27 protein-coding genes and 2 tRNA genes are annotated in these 25884 nt (G+C 36.9%); 18 read left to right on the forward strand and 11 right to left on the reverse strand.

Annotation, left to right across the window (positions count from 1 at the left end; genetic code table 11):
* The first annotated feature begins 34 nt into the window (after positions 1-34).
* The 5 genes from B11cv2_RS00515 (at position 35) to B11cv2_RS00535 (ending at position 3660) form a co-directional block, all read left to right on the forward strand.
* On the forward strand, positions 35-775 hold the full coding sequence (locus B11cv2_RS00515; protein ID WP_100692861.1) for a Rha family transcriptional regulator: 741 nt from the start codon (positions 35-37) through the stop codon (positions 773-775).
* A gap of 82 nt (positions 776-857) precedes the next feature.
* Positions 858-1649 (forward strand): phage recombination protein Bet, encoded by a 792-nt coding sequence (gene bet / locus B11cv2_RS00520; protein ID WP_100692862.1) that lies wholly within the window; start codon positions 858-860, stop codon positions 1647-1649.
* A 1-nt stretch (position 1650) separates the two neighbouring features.
* The gene (locus B11cv2_RS00525; RefSeq protein WP_100692863.1) at positions 1651-2274 is read left to right on the forward strand and encodes a lambda exonuclease family protein; all 624 of its coding nucleotides are present in this window, start codon (positions 1651-1653) and stop codon (positions 2272-2274) included.
* A gap of 116 nt (positions 2275-2390) precedes the next feature.
* A complete protein-coding gene (locus B11cv2_RS00530) occupies positions 2391-2609 on the forward strand; it encodes a hypothetical protein (RefSeq protein WP_100692864.1) in 219 nt (72 codons plus the stop codon).
* A 7-nt stretch (positions 2610-2616) separates the two neighbouring features.
* A complete protein-coding gene (locus B11cv2_RS00535; protein WP_100693915.1) occupies positions 2617-3660 on the forward strand; it encodes a tyrosine-type recombinase/integrase in 1044 nt (347 codons plus the stop codon).
* A 199-nt stretch (positions 3661-3859) separates the two neighbouring features.
* On the opposite strand, the gene B11cv2_RS00540 is transcribed toward B11cv2_RS00535, so the two are convergent.
* From B11cv2_RS00540 to B11cv2_RS00565, 6 genes are all read right to left on the reverse strand, one after another.
* Positions 3860-4063, reverse strand: a complete 204-nt coding sequence (locus B11cv2_RS00540) for an AlpA family transcriptional regulator (protein WP_100692865.1) — start codon at positions 4061-4063, stop codon at positions 3860-3862.
* A gap of 78 nt (positions 4064-4141) precedes the next feature.
* The gene (locus B11cv2_RS00545) at positions 4142-4765 is read right to left on the reverse strand and encodes a lambda exonuclease family protein (RefSeq protein ID WP_100692866.1); all 624 of its coding nucleotides are present in this window, start codon (positions 4763-4765) and stop codon (positions 4142-4144) included.
* A 1-nt stretch (position 4766) separates the two neighbouring features.
* Positions 4767-5558: a phage recombination protein Bet gene (bet, locus tag B11cv2_RS00550; protein ID WP_100692867.1), complete on the reverse strand. Its 792-nt coding sequence runs from the start codon at positions 5556-5558 to the stop codon at positions 4767-4769.
* A gap of 82 nt (positions 5559-5640) precedes the next feature.
* Positions 5641-6381, reverse strand: coding sequence for a Rha family transcriptional regulator (locus B11cv2_RS00555; protein ID WP_100692861.1), 741 nt, complete (start codon positions 6379-6381; stop codon positions 5641-5643).
* 57 nt (positions 6382-6438) lie between these two features.
* Positions 6439-6819 carry a hypothetical protein gene (locus B11cv2_RS00560; RefSeq protein ID WP_100692868.1) on the reverse strand — a complete coding sequence of 127 codons (381 nt, stop codon included), beginning with the start codon at positions 6817-6819 and terminating at the stop codon, positions 6439-6441.
* 163 nt (positions 6820-6982) lie between these two features.
* Positions 6983-7585, reverse strand: a complete 603-nt coding sequence (locus B11cv2_RS00565) for a S24 family peptidase (protein ID WP_100692869.1) — start codon at positions 7583-7585, stop codon at positions 6983-6985.
* A 100-nt stretch (positions 7586-7685) separates the two neighbouring features.
* Between B11cv2_RS00565 and B11cv2_RS00570 the strand changes: the two genes are divergently transcribed.
* The 7 genes from B11cv2_RS00570 (at position 7686) to B11cv2_RS00605 (ending at position 11185) form a co-directional block, all read left to right on the forward strand.
* Positions 7686-7955: a helix-turn-helix transcriptional regulator gene (locus B11cv2_RS00570; protein WP_148664921.1), complete on the forward strand. Its 270-nt coding sequence runs from the start codon at positions 7686-7688 to the stop codon at positions 7953-7955.
* Positions 7956-7957: 2 nt separating this feature from the next.
* A complete protein-coding gene (locus B11cv2_RS00575) occupies positions 7958-8161 on the forward strand; it encodes a hypothetical protein (RefSeq protein WP_100692870.1) in 204 nt (67 codons plus the stop codon).
* Entirely contained in the window at positions 8151-8588 is a 438-nt protein-coding gene (locus tag B11cv2_RS00580) for a hypothetical protein (RefSeq protein ID WP_100692871.1), read from the forward strand. The genes B11cv2_RS00575 and B11cv2_RS00580 overlap by 11 nt, the downstream gene beginning before the upstream one ends.
* Before the next feature lie 23 nt (positions 8589-8611).
* Positions 8612-9013, forward strand: coding sequence for a hypothetical protein (locus B11cv2_RS07110; protein WP_158521535.1), 402 nt, complete (start codon positions 8612-8614; stop codon positions 9011-9013).
* A gap of 373 nt (positions 9014-9386) precedes the next feature.
* The gene (locus B11cv2_RS07115; RefSeq protein WP_158521536.1) at positions 9387-10283 is read left to right on the forward strand and encodes a glycine-rich domain-containing protein; all 897 of its coding nucleotides are present in this window, start codon (positions 9387-9389) and stop codon (positions 10281-10283) included.
* 15 nt (positions 10284-10298) lie between these two features.
* Positions 10299-10964 carry a lysozyme gene (locus B11cv2_RS00600; protein WP_100692872.1) on the forward strand — a complete coding sequence of 222 codons (666 nt, stop codon included), beginning with the start codon at positions 10299-10301 and terminating at the stop codon, positions 10962-10964.
* On the forward strand, positions 10961-11185 hold the full coding sequence (locus B11cv2_RS00605) for a hypothetical protein (protein WP_100692873.1): 225 nt from the start codon (positions 10961-10963) through the stop codon (positions 11183-11185). Before B11cv2_RS00600 ends, B11cv2_RS00605 begins: the two co-directional genes overlap by 4 nt.
* 299 nt (positions 11186-11484) lie before the next feature.
* Here the strand turns inward: B11cv2_RS00605 and B11cv2_RS00615 are convergent.
* Positions 11485-11557, reverse strand: a tRNA-Phe gene (locus B11cv2_RS00615).
* A gap of 729 nt (positions 11558-12286) precedes the next feature.
* Between B11cv2_RS00615 and B11cv2_RS00620 the strand changes: the two genes are divergently transcribed.
* Together B11cv2_RS00620 and B11cv2_RS00625 are read left to right on the forward strand one after the other, a co-directional pair.
* Positions 12287-13576, forward strand: a complete 1290-nt coding sequence (locus B11cv2_RS00620; RefSeq protein WP_100692875.1) for an adenylosuccinate synthase — start codon at positions 12287-12289, stop codon at positions 13574-13576.
* Between the two features lie 222 nt (positions 13577-13798).
* Positions 13799-15241: a hypothetical protein gene (locus B11cv2_RS00625; protein ID WP_100692876.1), complete on the forward strand. Its 1443-nt coding sequence runs from the start codon at positions 13799-13801 to the stop codon at positions 15239-15241.
* 91 nt (positions 15242-15332) lie between these two features.
* On the opposite strand, the gene rpoH is transcribed toward B11cv2_RS00625, so the two are convergent.
* From rpoH to B11cv2_RS00640, 3 genes are all read right to left on the reverse strand, one after another.
* Positions 15333-16250 carry an RNA polymerase sigma factor RpoH gene (gene rpoH, locus B11cv2_RS00630; protein WP_100692877.1) on the reverse strand — a complete coding sequence of 306 codons (918 nt, stop codon included), beginning with the start codon at positions 16248-16250 and terminating at the stop codon, positions 15333-15335.
* A gap of 156 nt (positions 16251-16406) precedes the next feature.
* Positions 16407-17408: an RluA family pseudouridine synthase gene (locus tag B11cv2_RS00635; protein ID WP_199570336.1), complete on the reverse strand. Its 1002-nt coding sequence runs from the start codon at positions 17406-17408 to the stop codon at positions 16407-16409.
* 37 nt (positions 17409-17445) lie between these two features.
* Positions 17446-18876, reverse strand: a complete 1431-nt coding sequence (locus B11cv2_RS00640) for an aldehyde dehydrogenase family protein (RefSeq protein WP_100692879.1) — start codon at positions 18874-18876, stop codon at positions 17446-17448.
* Positions 18877-19145: 269 nt separating this feature from the next.
* Between B11cv2_RS00640 and B11cv2_RS00645 the strand changes: the two genes are divergently transcribed.
* Positions 19146-21722 (forward strand): DNA translocase FtsK, encoded by a 2577-nt coding sequence (locus B11cv2_RS00645; protein WP_100692880.1) that lies wholly within the window; start codon positions 19146-19148, stop codon positions 21720-21722.
* 439 nt (positions 21723-22161) lie between these two features.
* On the opposite strand, the gene mscL is transcribed toward B11cv2_RS00645, so the two are convergent.
* Positions 22162-22575, reverse strand: coding sequence for a large conductance mechanosensitive channel protein MscL (gene mscL, locus B11cv2_RS00650; RefSeq protein ID WP_100692881.1), 414 nt, complete (start codon positions 22573-22575; stop codon positions 22162-22164).
* A gap of 432 nt (positions 22576-23007) precedes the next feature.
* Between mscL and B11cv2_RS00655 the strand changes: the two genes are divergently transcribed.
* The 3 genes from B11cv2_RS00655 to B11cv2_RS00665 all read left to right on the forward strand — a co-directional run bounded on the left by B11cv2_RS00655 (position 23008) and on the right by B11cv2_RS00665 (position 25879).
* Positions 23008-24096, forward strand: a complete 1089-nt coding sequence (locus tag B11cv2_RS00655; protein ID WP_100692882.1) for a quinone-dependent dihydroorotate dehydrogenase — start codon at positions 23008-23010, stop codon at positions 24094-24096.
* Positions 24097-24197: 101 nt separating this feature from the next.
* Positions 24198-24274 (forward strand) — tRNA-His (locus tag B11cv2_RS00660).
* 201 nt (positions 24275-24475) lie between these two features.
* Entirely contained in the window at positions 24476-25879 is a 1404-nt protein-coding gene (locus B11cv2_RS00665; RefSeq protein WP_100692883.1) for a glutamine synthetase family protein, read from the forward strand.
* The last annotated feature ends 5 nt before the right edge of the window (positions 25880-25884 follow it).

Consider the following 25884-nt stretch of genomic DNA (forward strand, 5'->3'; position numbering starts at 1 on the left):
AATACTCTCATCATAAAAAGCAATGGAATTGATCATGAGGCATCTTACAGAAATTACAAAAACTGTTGAACAGGAAACTGTTCAGACTATGTCTAGCCGCGAGATTGCTAAATTATGCGGTAAAAGACATGACCACGTTATGCGTGACATCAAGCAAATGCTTGAAGAATTATACTCCAAAAGTACTGCCCCCAAATTTGGGGTGAGTGATTTTGCTGGATTATATAAGGATTCAACAGGTCGTACGCTACCTTGCTATCATCTACCAAAACGTGAATGTCTCATTCTCGTCTCAGGTTATAGTACTGCCTTACGGGCTAAAATCATAGACCGTTGGCAAGAACTGGAAAAACAGGTGGTAGTTCCACAGATTGATTACTCCAGTCCACAGGTCATGCTTGGTGTCTTAACCCATTTAAAAGATGAAAATGAACGAAAAGATACTCTTATTGCTGAACTCACACCAAAGGCAATGGCTCTTGAGTGCTTGCAACGGCAAGATGGCCTCTTTGGTCTTACTGAAGCTGCTAAAATCCTCGAGATGCAACCAAAACAATTTGTTCAATTTTTACAGCAAAAAGGTTGGGTTTATAGACGTGCAGCAGGTGGAAATTTGCTCCCTTATCAAGACAAAATCCAAAAGCAACTTATGGATTGTACAACCATCACACTTCAAACTGCCAGTGGAATAGAAAAAGTTATTCCTTCTGCAAAAGTCACCACAAAAGGTATGGGCGTTCTGTCTCAAGCATTACAAAAACAAACTATGCATTAAACATTAAAATTAGAAGAAAGCTCACTTTTACATACCTGTTTCATACCACGGGTAGAGTACGTGCAAATCAAGGATTGCTCTTATGACAAATTCCCCTTTAGCTCTTATCTCCCAAAAATATGGGTTCTCAGAACAAGAGTTTCGAAAGACAATTATTAAAACATGTATTAGTCATAACTTCTCTGATGAAGAGTTTGCTGCTTTTATTTCCGTCGCAAATACTTATGGCTTAAATCCACTCACGAAAGAGATTTATGCTCTTCCTAAAAGAGGCGGCGGAATTATTCCTGTCGTCTCTATTGATGGATGGATCAAGATCATCAAATCAAACCCTAAATTTGATGGCATGACCTTTCAAGATCAACTCGATAAGGACGGCAATCTAATAGCAATCAAATGCGCTATTCGCTTGAAGGAAATTAAAGACCCTATCGAAGTCACGGAATATCTCAACGAGTGTAAACAAAAAACAGACCCATGGCAGAAATATCCTGCACGCATGCTGCGCCATAAAGCAGTCATCCAATGTGCTCGTTATGCTTTCGGATTTTCCGGTATTTACGATGAAGATGAAGCAGAACGGATTAATCAGGGCGCCAATTCACAAAGACAGCTTGTATCCGATGAAATGATCATGGAAATCCAAAACCTCATGCAGGAAACACAAACAGATGAAACAAAGGTTTTGAGCTTTGCCAATGTCAGAAATATAACAGATCTTTCTCTTCAAGAAGGACAGACTGTTTTACATCTCCTACAGAAAAAAAGAGAACAGCAATCCCCTCAAGAACAACAGCCTGCTGAATTCGTCTATGACTATGATGAAGCTTATAGTCAAGACAGTGTTCATCACCAAGAACAAAGAGCGGTGTGAGATGGAACAAAGAACTGCAGAATGGTTTCAGGCACGTTTAGGAAAGGTCACTGCCTCAAATGTTTACAACGTCATCAGTCGAACTGCTAGAAATTTGCCCACAAGCAAATATGAAGAATACAAAATCAAACTCATGACAGAACGTTTAGTCGGTGAAATCAGCGACTCTTATACAACAGCTGCTATGCAACGGGGCATTGAACATGAAGGGGATGCCCTCAAAGAATATAGCTTTATTTATGATAGAGAGGTGACTCCATGTGGTTTCATCCAACATCCTACAATCGAAATGGCCGGTGCAAGCCCTGATGGTCTCATTGGTGAAAATGGGCTCATAGAGATTAAATGTCCCCAGTCTGTAAACCACCTTCGTTTCTGGATGACAGAAAAAATCAAACCAGAATATTTAGCACAAATGCAATTTCAAATGGCTTGTACAGGACGTCAGTGGTGTGATTTTGTGAGCTATGATCCTCGGTTTTCAGGACAATCTGCTCACTTACGTCTCAAGGTTCAGCGGATCCATCGGAATGATGAACAGATAGAATCCATCAATCAAGCAGTGGAAGCATTTTTAGAAGAAATCGAACAAGACATCAAACAGATTACAGCTCAAGCGGCTTAAAGTTATGGGGACGCTCCAGCCATCCCCCTCCAGCGTCCCCGCCCTTTCCTAACAACTGTAAAAACATGCGTGCTTCACGCCACAGGCGAGTTGCATCTCAATTAAAGGAGAAAAACATGGCACACCGCCTTCCCACCATAACTCAACCCGCTATTGCTCGCGCTTTACGAGAAGCTAAAAAGCAGGGGTGTGAACTCATAGAAATCAAACCTACGGGGGAACTCCTCATATATCTCAAATCCGATATCCCAACTCCAAACTCAGCAACACATCCTGATAAATTATTCAATTTATCAAAGAATGAATATTACGAAGCCTTGCTCTCTAAAATATAAAATGACTATGCCTAAACCACGCCCTCCTCACCTCGTGAAGCAAATCACTCAACACGGTAAAATTGTATGGTATGTGCGTATTGGTCATGGACAACGTCGCAGAGTGCACGGAACCTATGGAACGCAAGAGTTTATTGATAACTACAAAAGCTCACTTGCCGAATTACACGGCATAATACCTCCTAAACCTAAACCAGGAAAACTTATTGAAGGATCATTCGCATGGCTGCTTAAGCAATATTTTAATAGCATCAATTGGCATAATCTTGCCAAAGGGACGAAAAGACAAAGAGAACTCATCCTGATGAAAGTATACGATACTATAGGAAACATTCCATATAGAGAAATCAAAAAAGCCCATATTATAGCAGGAGTTGAAAGACGCAAAGATAAACCATCAACTGCTCAAAATTTTCTGAAAGCACTCAATGGACTTTTTAATTGGGCAATTGAACAAGGCCTTTTGGAAAACAATCCAACAGTAGGAGTAAAAAAACCAGCTCTTAACAATAAAGATGGATTTGCTGCATGGACAGAAGAAGATGTTGAAAAATATTACCAACAATGGTCCGTCGGTACCTATGAACGTGTCTGGATTAATGTTCTTCTTTACACAGGTTTGCGACGTGGTGATGCCGTTCGTATCGGCTGGAAAGATACCAAAGATAATATCATTCATCTCAAAACAGAGAAAAGCAAATTCCAAACAGATGTCTTTCTTCCTATTTTGCCTGAACTCGCAGAAACTCTTAAAATTGGTCCCGTAGGTGAGGAAACATTCATTTGTGGTAAAAGTGGAAATAAGCTCGCAAAAGAAAGTTTTGGCAATCTATTTCGTGAAGCATGTAATGCAGCAGGTATTAAAAAATCAGCTCATGGATTAAGAAAATTAGCAGCAACACGTGCTGCCAATGCTGGCGCTACAGTTTCACAACTCAAGGCAATTTTCGGATGGACAGAAGATAAAATGGCATCTCTTTATACCAAAAGTGCTGACCGTAAAAAGCTCGCTCTAGAAGCAATAAAAAAGCTCCAAAAAAATGAGGGATAGGAACAAAAAAAACATAATAAAATCAATAACCATGAAACTCCCTCACCTGTAACTAATATATTGATTTTATTCAAATAAGACAGTACGCGTCTGGGCACCATTTTGTGTCTTTAACATATTGAAATATATAGATTTTTTCTTTAAACAGCCGTTTTCAGACCACCTTTTAGACCACCTTTAACGGTTTATACAATTTTACCTAATTTGTTGTTATTTGCTCCTTATTTTTCTCTGGAGCAAATGCTAAGATCTCTTTCTTTCTCCACCTTACGGCTCGACCTAGCTTATATGGCTCTGGAAATACACCTTGAAGCACCCAATTGCGAATCGTTGTTGTCGATACACTAAATAGCCTTGCACATTCACGGGTTGTTACATACCTATCGCCATCATCAAATATCATCTCATTACCTTTCTCTTTTTTACATTAATTAAATGGGCGGGGACGCTGGAGGGGGATGGCTGGAGCGTCCCCATAACTTTAAGCCGCTTGAGCTGTAATCTGTTTGATGTCTTGTTCGATTTCTTCTAAAAATGCTTCCACTGCTTGATTGATGGATTCTATCTGTTCATCATTCCGATGGATCCGCTGAACCTTGAGACGTAAGTGAGCAGATTGTCCTGAAAACCGAGGATCATAGCTCACAAAATCACACCACTGACGTCCTGTACAAGCCATTTGAAATTGCATTTGTGCTAAATATTCTGGTTTGATTTTTTCTGTCACCCAGAAACGAAGGTGGTTTACAGACTGGGGACATTTAATCTCTATGAGCCCATTCTCACCAATGAGACCATCAGGGCTTGCACCGGCCATTTCGATTGTAGGATGTGGGATGAAACCACATGGAGTAACCTCTCTATCATAAATAAAGCTATATTCTTTGAGGGCATCCCCTTCATGTTCAATGCCCCGTTGCATAGCAGATGTTGTATAAGAATGGCTGATTTCACCGACTAAGCGTTCTGTCATGAGTTTGATTTTGTATTCCTCATATTTGCTTGTGGGCAAATTTCTAGCGGTTCGACTAAGAATATTGTAAACATTTGAGGCGGTGACTTTTCCTAAACGTGCCTGAAACCATTCTGCAGTTCTTTGTTCCATCTCACACCGCTCTTTGTTCTTGGTGATGAACACTGTCTTGTCTATAAGTTTCATCATAGTCATAAACGAATTCAGCAGGCTGTTGTTCTTGAGGGGATTGCTGTTCTCTTTTTTTCTGTAGGAGATGTAAAACAGTCTGTCCTTCTTGAAGAGAAAGATCTGTTATGTTTCTGACATTGGCAAAGCTCAAAACCTTTGTTTCATCTGTTTGTGTTTCCTGCATGAGGTTTTGGATTTCCATGATCATTTCATCGGATACAAGCTGTCTTTGTGAATTGGCGCCCTGATTAATCCGTTCTGCTTCATCTTCATCGTAAATACCGGAAAATCCGAAAGCATAACGAGCACATTGGATGACTGCTTTATGGCGCAGCATGCGTGCAGGATATTTCTGCCATGGGTCAGTTTTTTGTTTACACTCGTTGAGATATTCCGTGACTTCGATAGGGTCTTTAATTTCCTTCAAGCGAATAGCGCATTTGATTGCTATTAGATTGCCGTCCTTATCGAGTTGATCTTGAAAGGTCATGCCATCAAATTTAGGATTTGATTTGATGATCTTGATCCATCCATCAATAGAGACGACAGGAATAATCCCGCCACCTCTTTTAGGAAGAGCATAAATCTCTTTCGTGAGTGGATTTAAGCCATAAGTATTTGCGACGGAGATGAAGGCAGCAAACTCTTCATCAGAGAAGTTATGGCTAATACAAGTTTTAATAATTGTTTTTCGAAACTCTTGTTCTGAGAACCCATATTTTTGGGAGATAAGAGCTAAAGGGGAATTTGTCATAGGAGCAATCCTTGATTTGCACGCACTCTACCCGTGGTATGAAACAGGTATGTAAAAGTGAGTTTTCTTCTAATTTTAATGTTTAATGCATAGTTTGTTTTTGTAATGCTTGAGACAGAACGCCCATACCTTTTGTGGTGACTTTTGCAGAAGGAATAACTTTTTCTATTCCACTGGCAGTTTGAAGTGTGATGGTTGTACAATCCATAAGTTGCTTTTGGATTTTGTCTTGATAAGGGAGCAAATTTCCACCTGCTGCACGTCTATAAACCCAACCTTTTTGCTGTAAAAATTGAACAAATTGTTTTGGTTGCATCTCGAGGATTTTAGCAGCTTCAGTAAGACCAAAGAGGCCATCTTGCCGTTGCAAGCACTCAAGAGCCATTGCCTTTGGTGTGAGTTCAGCAATAAGAGTATCTTTTCGTTCATTTTCATCTTTTAAATGGGTTAAGACACCAAGCATGACCTGTGGACTGGAGTAATCAATCTGTGGAACTACCACCTGTTTTTCCAGTTCTTGCCAACGGTCTATGATTTTAGCCCGTAAGGCAGTACTATAACCTGAGACGAGAATGAGACATTCACGTTTTGGTAGATGATAGCAAGGTAGCGTACGACCTGTTGAATCCTTATATAATCCAGCAAAATCACTCACCCCAAATTTGGGGGCAGTACTTTTGGAGTATAATTCTTCAAGCATTTGCTTGATGTCACGCATAACGTGGTCATGTCTTTTACCGCATAATTTAGCAATCTCGCGGCTAGACATAGTCTGAACAGTTTCCTGTTCAACAGTTTTTGTAATTTCTGTAAGATGCCTCATGATCAATTCCATTGCTTTTTATGATGAGAGTATTTGTAAAGAGAGCTTTGTGCCTTTTTAAAGCACATCAGAAAGTCTGAGACGGTGTTGCTCTTCATAAGTGCCGTAGATTTCATCATCAATTTTTTGATCTTCTAGATCTTTTCTAAAAGCCTCATAAGCATCGCTGTATTCTACAAAAGGATGTTCAATCATTTCATAAAAGCAGCTCTCTGCATTTTCTTTGATATATGCTTCAGCAATTTCTTCAGAAATATCTTCCCATCGATTTGTTGAGAGTTCGACACGAATAATTCTTTCCACATCCTCAATGCTAGATAAAAAGTTTAAGACTTCCATTTCATCATAAAAAGGTCCAGACCGTGCAGTGTTTGCATTTTCATTCGTGCATATAACCAAAAGAATTTCATCTGGATTAATAAAAATCGGCTTTTCCATATCTACCCCCTCTAGTGCCTTGCAGCTGTTGTTTGTTTGTGGTTTTTATTACATATACGCAAACGTATAAATAAAAGCAAGCAAAAAAATGAAATATATGTGACTTTTTGCATTTTCATTTAAATGCCGTCTTCAAAAAGAAGAGAATCAAATTTAATTTAGGTCATTTCATAAGCAGTCGATAAGCTTTACGTGGCAATATTGAAACTATTTCTCCAATCCACTTGATCTTAACATTTTTAATAGGATCTGCATTCCATGATTTGAGTACAATGCCTTCTGAAGAGCGGGTAATTTGTTTAATGAAGCGTCTATTGTCTTCTGTTAGAACAACAACTTCATCACCATAATAATCACTTACTGGCTTTGTTTGCAGATGTTTAACTACGATTAAGTCTCCATCTTTATATACAGGATACATAGAAGTTCCACGAACCATGAATCCTATTGCTTCAAAAGGTAAATCAAATGGTATTTCAACTTTTTCAAGCCCGTCTTCTGGAATTTGTTCAACATCTGTATCGATCTCTAAGCCTGCTCCTACATACCCCATAACAGGGACAAGTGTAGTAATTTGATTATAGCCCTTTAAGCTTTTATATAATTCTAGGATTGCATCTCTATGTGAACCTCTAGGGTCTGATTCACTTCCTAACCATCTTGAAACGGTTGCTTGAGTTACATCTAATCTATTTGCAAGATCTTTTTGACTAAGACCGAATTCAGATTGCAGTATTTGAAGTGTAGCAATGATATTTTTCGTCATAATTAATTATTTATGATTTTAAAATTAAAAAAATCTATTGTTTTTTTTCTAAAACTGTATACAATTGCGTATATGGTTAAAATAGTAGGCTTGAACTCAAATGGACACAGAGGAAAAATTAGAAATTAAATCTATCAGAAAATTTTTCTCGCTAACACAAAAAGAATTAGCAGATATTTTAGGCGTTAGACAAGCTTCTGTTTGTCGTTGGGAACAAGGCAAAGGGTTATCCTTAAAAAATTACTTAAAACTGCAACAATTTAGAAATGGCTCATCCTCCGGATCTACATTTTGCGATGATTTTTCTGGTTGCAGAGATGAATGTAAGTGGAACGATATGCAGCAATTACATTATGAAGAAAGGAAATAAAGATGGATTACGGTTTGGCAGCAATGATTGTGTTTTTTATAGTCAATGTAGCCATGTTTTTTTCTGGCTTTTACTTTTATAAAATGACGGAAACACAAGAAAAAGAGACAGATGAAATAATGAAAAACATAATACGTCGACAAGAAGATTTAATTGAAAAATATTCTACGCTCTATGCAAAAAGAAAGATCATAGATGATAAATGAACCACAGATCTCTATCACCAAAGTTCAGTTGATTGATCTTGTTAATAAGATTGGAGAGGGAGACATATATTATGGTGTCCTTTCGCATCAAGATGCATGTTTTGGAATAAGCATAGATCCCTTATCAAAAGCTGCTCTTGTCTATATGCTGAATAGTATCTTTGCGCGTGATGATAGAAAATATTTTCCGTTATTGCCGCACGATGACTTTAATCAATGGTTTTCATCTGTGTTTACGCAAGCTTTTACAACTTGGATGGATAATTATTTTGCTCACGAATTCTCATCTTTTTATCGCTTAAATGGGCTGATCTTGTTTATGGGATCAGTCGAAAGCAAGCTTGGCTTCTTAAGGGATAAACTCATCGAAAAAAGAAAAGAAGAAATCAAATTAATAAATGATGTGTGCAGTATGTGTCTGAATTGAGTTAATCCAATTTTTTAAAGTCTATGAGGTCGGTTTGTGTAGTTACAGTCATTGTTGTTTCTGGTTGCAGTGGGGATGTGTGGGTAATGATTAAAGTAACTTGGTCTTTTATATCTTCTTCACGCGCTGCCACAACAATAGGGATGCTTGTGTACTTACTTTCTGAGGGAGCTATAGAAATATTAACATCGATTTCTTGTCCCGTTCGAAAATGCTCTGCCTTCTTACAGTGTCCGCGTGATATTGGGTATGATTTTTCAACAGCATCAGGATTAACATATGTTGATTGTTTTTGCCGCCATACTATTTCAGGTTTGTATCTGATGCCACATCCAAGAATAAAACGAGAATCATCTTTTAGCTTTATATTTAAAACGTGGATGACAGCTTGTGCATTGTTTTTGATCTTAAAAAGAGGCGATTAAAGAAGGCATCCATGATGCCAAAGAGACAGCGGCTCATGGCGTTCATACAGCCCATGAGGCAAAGGAAACTGCAGAGAATGTCTTAAAGATAGCACAAACTGCAGAAAAGAATGTTGTAGAAGCACAAACTACCGCTTATGCTGCTCAGAATTTAGCAAATAAAGCGCAGGAGGCAGTTGAAGAATGTACGCGTATTGCAGATAAGGCGAAAGAAGCTGCAGACAGTGTATTCAATATAGCAAAGGCTGCAGAAGTTCATGCTTCAGAAGCACAAGCTATTGCTACTACTGCACAAAGTACAGCCGAGAATGCACAAGCTTCTATCAGTACTGTAAAAGAGACGGCTGAGAAAGCGAAAGAGAGAGCGGATAAGGTGCAGGAACAAGTTGATCTCATGCAATCTCTTGAACAACAAGACTGGATTAATGGTACCAAAACAGAGCATGCGCTTATCTCACCGGTTCACCTTCTTGCTTCGATTGAAGCACATAGCAGCAACAGTACCAGCAATGGGAGCTGTAGTTGTAACGGGGCTCTGAAACCGATTGAAATTTTGATGACAGAAAGTGGAGAAATCCCTTGGCCAGAAGGTGTTACTGATGAGACAGAAATAGAAATATGGGCTTGGGGAGGTGGTGGAGGGGGCGGTGGTGATGGTGGTGATGACAACGGAGGCGGTGGAGGTGGAGGTGGTCAACATGCGCGCGTTAGAATTAAAGGGTTAGACCTTAAAGAATCAACAACAGTTCAGATTGGTCGTGGTGGTGCTGGTGGCAAAAGCAACGGAAATTGGGGGGGTGATACAATTATTGAGGGAATTGTTTTGGCTCGTGGCGGTGGATATGGGGGTGGTAATGATCGTTCTCCCAAGGATTATACAAATTCAATCGGCAAAAGAGGTAACGGAGGGAAAGGTGGCGATGGAGGCATCGGTGGTGGCAATACGGTACACAGTGGTGCCAAATATACGGTCAATGAAAGCGCTATTTTTTCCGGTGGTGATGGTGGTATTGGTGGTGGTACAAACTCTGATAAAGATAACCTCTATGGAGGGCATGGTGGTAGCAGTATGTATGGCGGCGGAGGAGGCGGAGGAGGAGGCAAAAAAAATGGACATGGTGGTTACGGTGGCATTAGCGGAGGCGGTAATGGTGGCAACTATGGCGCTAATGGCGGTGGCGGAGGTGGTGGCTATTTTCGTGGAAAGGATGGGGGTAAAATCGGCGGTGATGGTGGTGATGGCGCTGTATTAATCAAGGTATATTTATAGAATGGAATTGGAACGATGGCACGGAAAATCAGTAAAAATTGTCTCAATTATTTAAAGAAATGGGAAGGACTACGGCTTCATGCTTATAGAGATGCTTCTGGTATTTGGACCATAGGATACGGTCATACAGAAAAAGCCGGTAAGCCAATGGTTGTTGAAGGCATGGTCATTACGGAAAGAAAAGCCGAAACGATGCTTTTAACTGATTTGCGTCAATATGAGCGAGCGGTGGAGAAAGCGGTTTATGTTGACTTAAGTGATGAGCAGTTTGGAGCTCTTGTTTCTTTTTGTTATAATATAGGGATTACAGCTTTCCAAAATTCGACCTTACTAAAGAAGCTTAATAAAGGCGATTATGAATCTGTCCCCATTGAATTGCAGAAATGGACAAAAGCAGGAGGCAAACGTTTAAAGGGCTTAGTGCATCGTCGTGCAGCAGAAGCGGGATTATGGGCGAAGAGCGCTTATGTTTCGTCTAATTATCAGCTTGTTGAAAAACAAGAACCGCTAAAGATTTTAAAAGCAGAAATTCTTGCTCCTCTCATAGCTTCCTTTTCGGGAATTGCGGAATTGTTAGAAGGAAGTGGACCTGTGCAATGGGTTTTAGCAACGATTATAGTTCTTGCGTCCTGTGTGGGGCTAATCTTGATTGCTAAGCGCTTACGGGAGGAACGTTTGTGATCTTGTGGGGAAAAAAATATGGTGTGGTGGTGATGGCGGCTATAGCCGCTTTTTTTATAGCCTTAGTAAGAGCTTTTCGTTTAGGCAAGAAGACTGAACAGCAAAAACAAACAGAAACTCTTGTCAAGAGAGCGATAACTCGGCTGGAAATAGAAAATGAAGTTAATAAGCAAAGTGATGGCGATGTGCGTTCTGATCTTTCTCAGTGGGTGCGCAAGTAGAAGCTTTTCTTGTATCGGTTGGTCTCCCCTGTATTTAGATCAGAAAGATCTCACTGTCATCAGTATTAACTTGGCCAAACAAATCTTGAAGCATAACAAATACGGTGAACAGTTGTGTGGATGGAAACAGGTCCAAAAAGTTAAAATACAAAAATAAAGAGATCCAAAAACGGGATTAATCTGTCATAGATTTTAGAGAAGAATCTAAAATCCTATTCCCTAACCTTTATTTTGGTATCCCTCACCTTTAAAAAAGATACATAAAATCAATAAGTTATATATTACAAAAAAGCAAACGGTGCCCAGACGCGGATTCGAACCACGGACACGCGGATTTTCAGTCCGCTGCTCTACCAACTGAGCTATCTGGGCATATCTCAACAAATTCATAGAGTTCGTGAGGTTATAACATCAAAATTTTTTCTGTCTAGTCGCCAAAATAAAAATAATCTATTTTTTTAAATTTATTCTTTGGTATCTATTTCAGAATGTGAAGCTACACTATATTCTATTTTTTCATATATTAAGAGAAATATTCAAGTATCCCAAATATAAAGTGATCATCAAGATAATAAATTCAGAATAATATATAATGTAGGTTAAATGAGAAATTTTAAAAAATTTTTTAAAGAGAAAATATTCTAATATTTTTCTCCTTAATGATTGATTTGTAAAAAGCCATAATAATATTATTAAGTTTAAAACTGGAACTTAAGATTTTAGGGAAGTTTTATCGTCTTTAAGTTACATTGTTTTGTTATTAGGAAAGGTTGTGATCGGTAGTGATGATGGTTTAACCTTATCGTTAAGAAAAATTATTCGAATATGTGTAATAATTTTATTGTGTAAAGATTATGGTCTTTGTTATTGCTGTCGTGAATATTAGAGTATAGGCTTTTTAAAGAGTTGTGATGTATTTGAATGAAGAGAGGTGTTTTTTAATATTGACGCGCAGTCTATTTTGGTGATTTAAAAATGCTGGTTCATATGAAAATAAGCAAAAAGTTGAAATGAATAGGTACACTTGCTATAAAATTTTATTATAAAGAACCATTTGTTTTTGAACACTGGTGTTATTTTCCAAATACAACGGAGAAAGTTATGGCCAATGTAGTAGTTGTCGGCACACAATGGGGAGATGAAGGCAAGGGTAAAATCGTAGATTGGTTGTCTGAGCGGGCTGATATTGTGGTAAGATATCAAGGTGGGCACAATGCAGGTCATACATTGGTTATTGATGGGATTAGTTATAAATTATCACTTTTACCATCTGGTGTAGTTCGTGGAAAGCTATCAATTATCGGGAACGGTGTAGTTATTGATCCCCATCATTTTGTTTTAGAATTAAAAAAATTACGTGCTCAGGGTATAAAGATTACACCGGAAATTTTGCGTGTTGCTGAAAATGCTCCCTTAATTCTTTCTGTGCATCGTGATCTTGATACAGCTCGGGATAGTAATATTTCTGGTTTGATAATTGGTACAACAAAACGTGGTATTGGCCCTGCTTATGAAGATAAAGTAGGTCGCCGTTCCATACGAGTAGTAGATTTGGCAGAGGCTGACACTTTAATGCCAAAGATTGAAAGGCTTATGGGGCATCACAACGCTTTACGTCGTGGTATGGGGGTTGCAGAAATTGATCCACAAACACTTTATGATGAATTGATGCAAGTTGCAGATGAAATTTTACCCTTTATGGAGTGTACGTGGCGTCTTTTGGATGAAAGTTATCGTATAGGACGGCGTATTCTATTTGAAGGTGCACAGGGTGCATTATTAGATAATGATTTTGGAACTTATCCTTATGTAACTTCTTCTAACACAGTTGCTGGGCAGGCTTTTATTGGCTCTGGTTTGAGTCTTAGTTCAATTCATTATGTATTGGGTATCGCAAAGGCTTATACAACGCGTGTGGGAGGAGGACCATTTCCGACGGAAGAAATGAATAAAATTGGTGAATTTCTTGGAGAGCGCGGAAATGAGTTTGGTGTTGTGACTGGTCGGAAACGTCGATGTGGTTGGTTTGATGCTGTTTTAGTGCGTCAGATGGTGACTATTGGTGGCGTCAATGGTCTTGCACTGACAAAGCTTGATGTTTTTGATGGTTTAGATGAAATTAAAGTTTGTATTGGTTATGAACTTGATGGTAAAAAAATAGATTATCTGCCATCCTCTATGGGAGCGCAAGCACGTGTTCAGCCTATTTATGAGACATTAGAAGGTTGGAAAGAAACGACAGCGTGTGTATCAAATTTGACAGAGCTACCAGTGCAAGCTATTAAATATGTGCGCTATATTGAAGAATTAATTGGTATACCAGTGATTTTATTATCAACTAGCCCTGAGCGAAAAGATACAATCCTCATTGCTGATCCTTTTGGGGATTAAGTCTTAATTCTATACCTTAATGATAGCAAAAATAAGCATCTAAGACTATATAATAGACAAGGTATAAAATAGCGTTGTTTATTTTTGTACTCGTCTAAATTGCTATAGCGTTTTTACTAATGTCCATTACGTTAGTTGAGGGCTAAAGTAATGAATGATTAGCGCTTTAATTTTATAAACTGAGGAGTTTTCCTCTTAAGTTTAAGAAAGACTATACAGAATATGGTAGATTTCGTTGGGATCTTAAAAAATAAAATTAATGCGCAAAAAGATATTACGCCCAGATTACGTAAACAAATTTATGAGCATGCTACTAAAACATTAGAGCATACAATCGTAAATATGAAATTGCCAAAAGAAGCAATAGAAGCGCAAAGAAGTGCTTTACAAAGTGCTATTACGATTGTTGAAGAAGAATATTTAGCTGTTGAAAAAGAACAACTTTCTTTAATTATAGGATGGAATTGTAAAGACAGAAACAGTGGTGAGAAAAATGAGCAAAGCTCTATATCATCATTAGAAAATAATGCTTCGGTTTTGGCTACAGAAAAACAGCAACAATTATCTATTACTAATTTAGTTGATAATGAGATTTGTGATGAGGCATCTGTAATATCAGATATGCCGGATGCGGAAATTGTTAAGCTAGACGCTTTTAATGCCCATGAAAAGGATCAGAGTATTAAAAAAGACATGCCTAATAATACTCTTTTGGTGTCTACTTCGCAAGTGGATAATGCTCATATTGTGTCACACATCTTTTCGCAAGCTTTACGGCGTGCTAATCGCCCATCACTGCAAAAGCATATTTTAGTAAGTGTTGTTTCTTTTTTTAGTATTGTTATTTTGTTTAGTAGTATTTTTTTTATTAGTGAACGTATATTTATATCAGGTAATAAAAGTTTACAAGAGAAAAATATTCAAGCATCTAACATATTACAGAAAGCAACTCAAACAAATCGAAAATTAACACAACGCTTATTAGAGGATGGAAGTGAAGTTGATGTTGGTCCAGCTGAAAGAACTGAATCTCCAAGTACAGAAGGGATATCAACAGTTGTTGCAACTAATTTAAAATCATTTGGGCAAGTAGGTGAGGCTGTATTACATCAAATGGCTACCAAACATGATTCAGGAAAAGCAACGACTGGTAGTGTATCATGGTCATTGATAACAGAAGATTCTGTTAAAGGGATTCAAGGAGAATTGGCTATAAGAGGTGATATTACAATTCCGGATGAAGGATTATCATTACGGTTAACTTTACGTCGTAATACTGATGAAGCTTTGCACGCTGCTTATATTATAGATCTAATTTTTATTATTTCTGATAAATTTTCAGGACAAGCAATCAATAATATTAAATCATTGATTTTTAAGGAAAGTGGAAAATCGATCGGTCAGACTCTAGTTGGAACTGTAACTGCTAAGATTGATAATGATTTTTTCGTTGTTGCATTGATTGGTAATCATCCGTTTCTTGATAGAAATTTACAGTTGATGCGTGATCTAGATTGGTTTCATTTAGTGATAAGCGATAAAAATGGCCGTATGCATGAATTAAATTTTGCAAAAGGGCCAGCAGGCCAAGCCATTTTTAAAGAGGTTATTGAAAAATGGCTCATGAAAGAAAACAGTCATAAGCCTTTTATTGAAAAACGCTGATATAGAAAAGATAAAATTTAACAGTCGTTCTTAACCTACTTTAAATAAATTATTTTTTAGTATCAATATACGCTATGGTACGGAGTTTCTTTTATTTTTCAGATTTATGCAAATAAACCTGATCTTGTTCTTTCTTTCGGAATAAAGGAGAGGTTTTAATGAAATTTTTTATTTTTTCAAATGCGCGTGCTTCAATCTGTCTAACGCGTTCTCGGCTAATGTTAAATTCATTCGAGAGTTCCTCTAGCGTTAGCGGATCATCTCTTAAACGGCGAGCTTTAAAGATACGTTTCTCGCGTTCATTAAGATTATCCATAGCATGTATTAATATGGAATAACGATTCTCTAATTCATCTTGCTCAATTAAAGTTTGTTCTTGGTTATTTGAATCATCAATCAACCAATCTTGCCATTCATAACTCTCACCTTTATTTGTAAGAAGAGGAGCATTAAGAGAAGCATCACCATTAAGTCTACGGTTCATTGATACAACTTCATCTTCTGTAACTTTTAATCGTGTTGCAATTTCCTTAACTTGTTGTGCATTGAGATCGCCGTTATCAAGCATCTGAAGTTTATTTTTTAATTTACGAAGATTGAAAAAAAGACGTTTTTGATTAGCAGTCGTTCCTATTTTCACTAAACTCCATGATCGTAGAACATATTCTTGAATTGATGCTTTAATCCACCACATTGCATAAGTTGCAAGCCTAAAACCGCGTTCTGGCTCGAAACGTTTAACAGCTTGCATAAGTCCAATATTTCCTTCTGAAATGACTTCTCCAATGGGTAAACCATAGCCTCGATATCCTATTGCAATTTTTGCTACAAGACGTAAATGACTGGTTACCAATTTATGAGCTGCTTTTGGGTCATTATATTCATGATAACGCTTAGCTAACATGTATTCTTCTTGTGGCTCAAGTACTGGAAAACGGCGAATTTCTTCTAAATAACGGTTCAGACCATTATCATTCGCTATAAATGATGGTAAATTTATATGGGCCATAGAGCACCCTCCTTTTGCATGAATTCCCTTAAAGGCGAATTTTATTTACAAACATTATATATATAACACATTTCTTTCTTTATTTACACTATTATAATTCGCGATTTTATTCGAAATTGGATGTTTTATTATAAAATCTTGTAATGATTAAAGGTTTCAATTAAGTTTTTTTAAATGGTTGAGAAGGTCAACCAGATCTTTTGGAAATGGTGAGGAAAAAGACATAATTTGACTGTTAGCTGGGTGCTCAAAGGTAAGACTAGTTGCGTGGAGCGCTTGCCGATTAAATTGATCGATTATATTTTTAATGTCAGGATCAAGAGTATTTGATTTTGTTTTAAAGGCGTTTCCGTATACTTTGTCTCCTATAAGGGGATGACCAATATGAGACATATGGACGCGAATTTGGTGTGTGCGTCCGGTTTCTAGACGACATTCCAGAAGACTAGCCAAAGATGTTGCATCATTACAGGTTCCATATTTCTCTAATAGAGAAATATGTGTAATAGCACGGCGAGCATGAGCATGTTCACTATGAACAACAGTGCGCTTTGTTCGATCACGAGAAGAACGGGCAAGGAACGTATCAATTGTCGCAATATTGCGATTAGGAGAACCCCAAATGACAGCATGGTAACGTCGATCTAATGGGCTAGTTCGTCCATGATCAGCAAATTGTGCATTAAGGTTTCTATGAGCAAAGTCGCTTTTAGCGATAACCATAACACCGCTTGTGTCTTTATCAAGACGATGAACAATACCAGGACGTTTAATACCCCCGATACCAGATAAACTATCACGGCAATGATAAATAAGCCCATTTACTAAAGTTCCTGTCCAATTACCATTGCCAGGATGAACAACAAGACCAGCTGGTTTATTAATAACAATAATATGATTATCTTCAAACAAAATATCAAGAGCTATAGCTTCACCTTGAGGTTGTGCGTCATTAGGAGTAGGTATTGTCAATTCAATTATTTGATTAGATTTTAATTTTGTTTTTGGTTCCTTTATTAATTGACCATCAATTTTTAAATAACCCTCGCGGATTAGAGTTTGCAAACGTGAACGTGATAATTCACCTTTATATTGTTTAGCGAGCCATTGATCAATTCGTTGTCCACATGCATTTTCACTTGTTATGTGTTGTGTCACTACATGATCCTCTTTTTGAGGTTTTTTATGGGATTTTTTACCAATATGAAATAGCTTTGGTATCTAAAAATTCTTCAATTCCCCAACGTCCACCTTCACGAGCGCGTCCAGATTGTTTTATACCCCCAAAATAACTGCCATCAGGCAAATCATATCCGTTAATTTCTACCATACCAGAACGTAGTTGTGTAGCAATACGTTGACATCTATTTCGGTCTTTTGATTGTATATAATTGGTGAGACCATATTCTGTGTTATTGGCTAAGGTTATAGCTTCTTCCTCTGTATTAAAGGGAATAATTGAAAGAACTGGACCGAATATTTCCTCTCGGAAAATACGCATGTGCGGTTTCACATCAGCAAAGACTGTTGGCCGTACATAATAACCTCTTTTCATATTTATAGGGAGACCTGTCCCACCAGCAACAAGAGTTGCTCCTTCATCGATTCCAGATTGAATAAGGGCTTGAATTTTATCGTATTGTTGTTTTGATACTACGGGACCAATATGATTTCCTGATTGAGAACTTAGTCCTACTATTGTTTTTGCAGCAATATGTTGTGCTATTGTTACAGCTTTATTATAGATCGAATGCTCCACAAGCATGCGTGTTGGTGCATTGCAGCTTTGCCCACTATTATGAAAACAATCGTTTACGCCACGTTGAATAGCATCACCAGAAGCATCAGCAAAAATAAGATTAGCCCCTTTTCCTCCTAGTTCTAAGCAGACCCGTTTTAAGGTATCACTAGCATTTTTAGAAATAGCTTTTCCTGCTCTTGTTGAGCCAGTGAAACTGATCATTTCTAAATCTGGATGTGAAGATAAATAAGAGCCTACATTGGTCCCATCACCGTTGATTAAATTAAAAACACCAGCAGGTAAAGAAGCTTCATCTAAAATTTCAGCGAAAAGCATTGCAGAAAGAGGAGCAAGTTCAGAGGGTTTTAAGACCATAGTACAGCCAGCCAATAATGCAGGAATAACTTTTAAAGTTATTTGATTCATGGGCCAATTCCATGGTGTAATCAATCCGACAACACCAATAGGGTCATATTGCAAAACTGCATGATTACAACCTTTTATTAAAACTTTTTGAAAAGAAAAGTCTTTGAAAGCTTTAATAAAATTGCGAATGTGGTAGCTACCAGCAGCAGTTTGAGAATTTCGCGCCACATCAATAGGTGCACCCATTTCCGTTGAAATAGTTTTAGCAATATTTTCAGAGCGTTTTTCGTAAATTTCTAAAACTTTTTCAACAAAGGCAAGACGTTGTTTTGGTGTAGTTGTTTTCCAATTTTGAAAGGCATTTTTGGCAGCTGTGATTGCTTTATCTACGTCTTTGATATTCCCAACACTAATAACAGCACAGATTTCTTCTGTTGATGGGTTAATAACATGAAGATCATTGTTTGTATTTGGATTTTCCCATAGACCGTTGATATAAAATTGTCTCTTATTTAACATAATCTATTTACCATTTCTTTGTCTGTAAATTATAGAATACAGTTTGCTTTTGTAACAAGAGGTTTTTTAATGAAAAGCGAACAGGTTTAAAGCATAAGAGCAGTACCACATTACCATATCAGTGAATTATATTTTTCTTTAATTAATTTCTTTTATTGTGAATTTTAAAAAATTTGACGTTTGGCAAAAGGTTATTAACCTTCATAATATAAAATTACGTATTCTCTTTGTACAATAATTATTCTCATTTCTATAATTTGTTGGTTATCATGCGTCATTTGAAAACAAAATCTATTTCTACGTCTTGTCCTGCTGATAAAAGTGAAGAAGATGTATCAAAAAAAGATTCATCAGCGAATGTTGTTGAAATGCTTTCTTATCCTGCGGTGTGGAAAAAAGCATTTTCTCTTGGGCAGAACGTACGTTTTACCCGAACACCAGAAGTGGAGATTTTGCGTCGTCGTATAGAAACAGATCCGATTTTTGCAAAACAATTTAAAGGTTTTACGGAGAAAAAGCAGCAGAGATTTACGAATATGACAAAATTAGATAGGGTAGAAACGGAATCTCAATTGACAGAAAATGAAATAAGTATTTCGTTGTCTGAAAAGAAAGCATCGCTTTATTCTTCAGCTGCTTTTAAACAATTTATACAGCAGACTATGGTTACGCCAATTGAAGAAAATAGAGTACATCATTCATCTGTGGTAGAAGAAGAAAACGTAACCCAAAAAACAGATCATACGTTGTATCTATCTGATTATTTGTCTGATGATGCATTTTTTGAGTGCGATCCTTTTATATTAGGACAAATTAATCAGAAGACTTCAAGGGAAGAAGCATCGGTTAATTTTATTTATAATAAAGATTTATTGGAGACTGATTCTGTTATTGATGAATCAATTACTGCTTTTTATCGTGTGTTTGAATTTCATCATCCTCAGCTTTGTAATATGGGTGAATCAAAAGCTTCAACAGGAGAGATCAAGGATTCTGAAAAAATTTTTGATTTGAATTATACGGAAAGTGAAGTTGTTCAAGAAATTCAAATGTGTCATGTTGAATCTTCTTTGAAAGAAGAAGATAATAAGGTTATAAAAAGCCAAGATGCTTCTGTTGTTGAAGAGTCTATTTATGAAGCAAGCAATGTAACGGACGCTGTAGCGCATAATAACTTGTCCGATGTTATTGATTGCATAACATTAAGAGAAGATATAGTAAATGCTTCTCCAATGAGAGAAAAAGAAAGCGGACAGAAAACGACAGGTGTACCATTTCGTGGTCGTGATTCAGTTTTTATACCAAGTTTGCCTTCTGTAAACTGCGGTGCTTATGAATTTCCTCCAATTGATTTATTACAAGAGCCTGTTTTTAAGGATGGCACGATTATTTCGCAAGAAACATTAGAGCGTAGTGCAGGGCTTTTGGAAAGTGTTCTAGAAGACTTTGGCATTAAGGGTGAAATTATCCATGTTCGCCCAGGGCCAGTAGTGACAATGTACGAATTTGAACCAGCAGCTGGTGTTAAATCATCACGCGTTATTGGCCTTTCTGATGATATTGCTCGATCTATGTCTGCTATTTCTGCTCGTGTTGCTGTGATTCCTGGACGGAATGTTATCGGAATTGAGTTGCCAAATGCAGTTCGTGAGACTGTTTATTTGCGCGAATTAATTCAGTCAAGTACTTTTGGTGATAGCGAATTTAAATTAGCTCTCGCTTTAGGGAAAGGGATTAATGGTGATCCTGTAACAGCAGAATTGGCAAAAATGCCTCATTTGTTAGTTGCTGGAACGACAGGATCAGGAAAGTCAGTTGCTATTAATACAATGATTTTGTCGATTCTTTATCGACTTTCGCCAGAGCAGTGTCGTTTGATTATGGTTGATCCTAAAATGCTGGAATTGTCTATTTATGATGGTATTCCGCATCTTCTAACACCTGTTGTAACTGATCCCAAAAAAGCTGTAACGGCTTTAAAATGGGTGGTTCGTGAAATGGAAGAACGTTACCGAAAAATGGCTAAATTGGGTGTACGTAATATTGATGGTTTTAATGCACGGGTTGCGCTTGCTGTGGAAAAAGGTGAGACAATTATGTGTACTGTACAGTCGGGCTTTGATAAGGAAAGTGGAGAAATACTTTATCATGAAGAAACTATGGATTTGACACAGTTGCCTTATATTGTCGTTATTGTTGATGAAATGGCGGATCTCATGATGGTGGCTGGTAAAGAGATTGAAGGTGCTATTCAACGTTTAGCACAAATGGCTCGGGCTGCTGGTATTCATCTTATTATGGCTACACAGCGTCCTTCGGTTGATGTAATTACAGGCACAATTAAGGCAAATTTTCCTACCCGTATTTCTTTTCAAGTTACATCGAAAATTGATAGTCGTACAATTTTAGGTGAACAAGGTGCTGAAACCCTTTTAGGGCAGGGAGATATGCTTCACATGGCTGGTGGTGGTCGTATTGTGCGTGTGCATGGACCTTTTGTTTCTGATAAAGAAGTGGAGTCAGTTGTTGCGCACCTTAAAAAGCAAGGAAAACCTGATTATTTAGCAACAGTAACGGATAGTGAGGAGGATGATAACGATTCTGAAATTGCTGATTCTGTTTCTGAAATTGTTGCAACAGGAAATTCTAGCGAAGATGGTGAAGAGCTTTATGTGCAAGCGGTTAAAATTGTATTGCGTGATAAAAAATGTTCAACGTCTTATATTCAGCGTCGTCTTTCAATCGGCTATAATAAAGCAGCTTCTCTTGTAGAACGAATGGAAGAGGAGGGTATTGTTGGGGAAGCTAATCATGTAGGAAAACGTGAAATTTTGCTTAGTAAGTGACTTAAAGGTGATATTAAGATCTTATAACTACCAGATCTATATTAGGGCTCAATGATTCATTTTTAAAAGCACATATTTTATGGTAAATCTTCATAAGATTGGATAAAAAGTGGCAGAGTAAAAGAACTATTTGAAGATTTTAGTCCAATAAATTGTCACCCATCTATTCTTATAAGGTGAAAACAGACTTCAAAATTGTAATGAGAGATAACAGTTGCAATAGAGATGATAAGAAATTGTACGAACAATATAGCTTTATGATCAAATAGATAGTAGGCATTGTGCAAGCGTATTTATTGGAATTGATTTCGATTTTACTAGGTGCCAAATAGTGTAAAAGGGATTGGGAATCAAACTTATTATTTTAAAAACTTAATCACGGAACAAAGATCAGAATTATTTTTCTATGTTCCATGACTAAAGAGCTATATATGTAAACTTATTTTTTATTGGCTAATAGATCGCGAATTTCTGTTAAAAGTTTTTCTTCAGAAGACATGTCTGTTAGATTTTCTGCTTCTTTTTGTTGACGGCGAATTTTATTGATACCTTTGACAAAAAGGAAAAGAACCCAAGCAATAATCAGAAAATTGATAAGAAGTGTTATAAAATTTCCATAGCTAATGGTTGCTCCTGCTTCTTTCGCAGCATTTAGGGTTGCTTGTTTTTCACCAGCGAGTTGAATAAACATATTAGAGAAGTCAATACCACCTGTGATAAGACCAATAACTGGCATAAAAATATCATTAACAATTGAATTAACTAGACCACCAAAAGCGCCTCCTATAATGACACCGATAGCTAAATCAATCATATTTCCTTTTAAGGCAAATTCTTTGAATTCTTTAAGCATTGTGTTTTCCTATTTATATTTGCGATGTATAACAATTTTAACTATCGCTTTTAATAAAAAAGAAAAGAGTAATTTTAATTTTCTTGCTCAATTATAGTGTAGATATCAACAATATTTTACAATATTCTTATGATAATGAAAATGCTCTACTGAATTTTTTATTGTATGCTAATATTAAAGGTATTTTATAGTAAAATACCTATATTAAAAATCATGAAAATATGTTAGATGCATAAGTTCATTTCGATGATTTATCTGACTTTTTTCAATATTTATAAGAGTAAAGTTAATCCCTTAAATTATATTGTACATTTTTGTACTATAGAGATTTATTTTATCATTTGTATGCTATTTTGTTTTTATTGGTGGTTTTTGATGTTAAAAATTTCAATAAAATGAAAAAAATAGATTTTATTGTATAAAGGCAGATTTATGGGCTTCTTTCGTTGTATTGGTCGTTCCGCTTTATTTATGTTAGATCCAGAGCGTGCGCATCATTTAGCTATTTCTGGATTAAAAAGTGGACTGGGTTGTTGTCAAAAGATTTTTGATAAGCGTTTATGTGTTAATATTTTAGGACTTACTTTTGAAAATTTTATTGGTCTTGCTGCAGGCTTTGATAAAAATGCAGAAGTTGTAGATTCTATTTTACGCTTAGGGTTTGGTTTTACCGAAATTGGTACAGTTACACCAAAACCACAGGTTGGGAATCCAAAACCACGTCTTTTCCGCTTGATAGAAGATGAAGCTATTATCAATAGAATGGGCTTTAATAATGACGGATACCAAACTGTTTATCGTAAGCTTTGTGCACGGAAACGCCTTGGTATTGTAGGAGTCAATATTGGGGCGAATAAGGATACAGTAAATAGAATTGACGATTATGTTTCTGGTATTGCTTGCTTTTACGATGTTGCTGATTATTTTGCGCTTAATGTTTCTTCACCTAATACACCAGGTCTACGTAATTTACAGATCCGTGATAGCTTGCGTTTTTTGATTCAAGAAATTTCGCAATCACGTAGCAAACAAAAGGAAAAACATGGATTCTCTATTCCGATTTTTTTGAAAATTGCTCCCGATTTGACGGAGAAGGAATTAGATGATGTGGCTCAAGAAATAAGTGCTTCTGATTTTGATGGTTTAATTGTTTCTAACACGACTCTTTCGCGTAGGGGACTCACAGATAGCAGGTGGATTGATGAAAAAGGTGGGCTATCAGGACGTCCATTATTTGAGCGTTCTACTATTGTTCTTGCAAAAATGCGTAAAAAATTAGGAAAAGATATTGCAATTATTGGTGTCGGTGGTGTGAGCGATGCACAAACAGCTTTGGAAAAAGTTAAAGCCGGCGCAGATTTGGTACAAATTTATAGTGGAATGATTTATGAAGGACCAAATATTGCTGTGACCATTATGAAAGAAATTTTAAAGTTGATGCAGCAAGAGGGTGTTGATAATATAACAGCTTATCGCGATTATAATGTTGACAATTGGGCAAAATGTGCACTCTCTTTATGATAAAATTGTTGTTTTTTGATAAAAAATGTAAGTTTTGTTTAAAGGGGCTTGCAAACTCTTTTGATCTTCCGTATGTCACACAAACAAAAGTAAGTATTTATGCGGTTGTAGCTCAGTTGGTTAGAGCGCTGGTTTGTGGCACCAGAGGTCGTAGGTTCAAATCCCACCAACCGTACCATCTTTCACTATTTTTAGTAAAATTGAACGGTATTTTAGAAAACCGTTAGATGTGTTTTCCTTGATAAGCGTTATTATGTTCTTTAAATAAAAATTAAGCTGATGCAATTTTTGCATAATATTGATTATATAAAATAATGTTATAATACAAAAGACTGAATTTTTTTGAATTGGTATGTTATGACTATGAAAAAGTATACAAATGAAGAATGAAAATTGTAAGTCTGTTTCTAATTTTCTTGAAAATTTACGTGGTGTAAAGGATTGGAAGCAAGTTTCACAATGGCTTGCATCTCGAAATGTAGAGGATATCGAGTGTATTACACCCGATCAAGCAGGGGTAGCACGTGGCAAAATGATGCTTTCTAAAAAGTTCACGTCGGATACATCATTAGCATTACCTTCGTCTGTTTTTATGTCAACAATTTCAGGAAACTATCCAGAAGATGGTAATGGTTTTGAGTATCCAAAAGCAGACGGTGATTTACGCCTTAAGCCTGATCTTTCTACATTGACCATTGTTCCATGGGAAGAAGCTCCTACAGCACAAGTGATTTGTGATCTTATCTATCAAAATGGACAGGCTGTTGAGTATACACCGCGTAATGTTTTGAGAACAGTGATTGATTTTTATACTCAGATGGGTTTAAAGCCAGTTGTTGCACCAGAAATTGAATTTTATTTTGTACAAAAGAATCCCGATCCTGATTATCCTTTGGTATCTCCAGTTGGTCGCTCTGGGCGTGCAATTGGGGGAGGGCAAGGATATTCGATTGCTGGTGTGAATGAATTTGATGAAGTGATTGATGATATTTATCATTTTTCAGAAGCACAAGGATTAGAAATTGATACACTTATTCATGAAGAAGGGGCTGGCCAATTCGAAATTAATTTACGTCATGGAGATCCTATTGAATTAGCTGACCAAGTTTTTATGTTTAAACGAACTATCCGTGAAGCAGCACTTAAACATAATATGTATGCAACATTTATGGCAAAGCCTATCCAGGGGCAGCCAGGATCTGCTATGCATATTCATCAATCTGTGATCGATCAAGAGACAGGTGCGAATATTTTTACAAAAGAGGATGGTGGAGAAAGTGTATATTTTCGCTACTTTATTGGTGGATTACAAAGGCATATGGCAGGAGCTCTTGTTATGCTTGCTCCTTATGTTAATTCTTATCGGCGGCTCATGCCTGGAATCTCAGCACCGGTGAATTTGCGATGGGGATATGATAATCGTACAACAGCTTTTCGTGTGCCAAGTTCTATTCCACAAGGACGGCGTGTTGAGAATAGAATTCCTTCATCAGATGCTAATCCTTATTTGGCACTTGCAGCTTCTTTGGCTTGTGGCCTCATTGGTTTGCAACAAAAACTTGAGCCGGATAAACCAACAATAAAAACTGTAAATGCTGATAATATAGAATTACCACGTGGTCTTATTGAAGCTGTTAATTTATTTGAACAAGATAAAGAATTGCGTGCTATTTTAGGAGATACATTCGTGAGCACTTACGCTGCTATTAAACGACAAGAATTTGAAATTTTTATGGAAGTTATTAGTCCATGGGAGCGTGAATATCTTCTACTGAATGTTTAAGTATT

Source organism: Bartonella sp. 1-1C, from assembly GCF_002810325.1.
GTDB classification, from domain to species: Bacteria; Pseudomonadota; Alphaproteobacteria; order Rhizobiales; family Rhizobiaceae; genus Bartonella; species Bartonella rochalimae.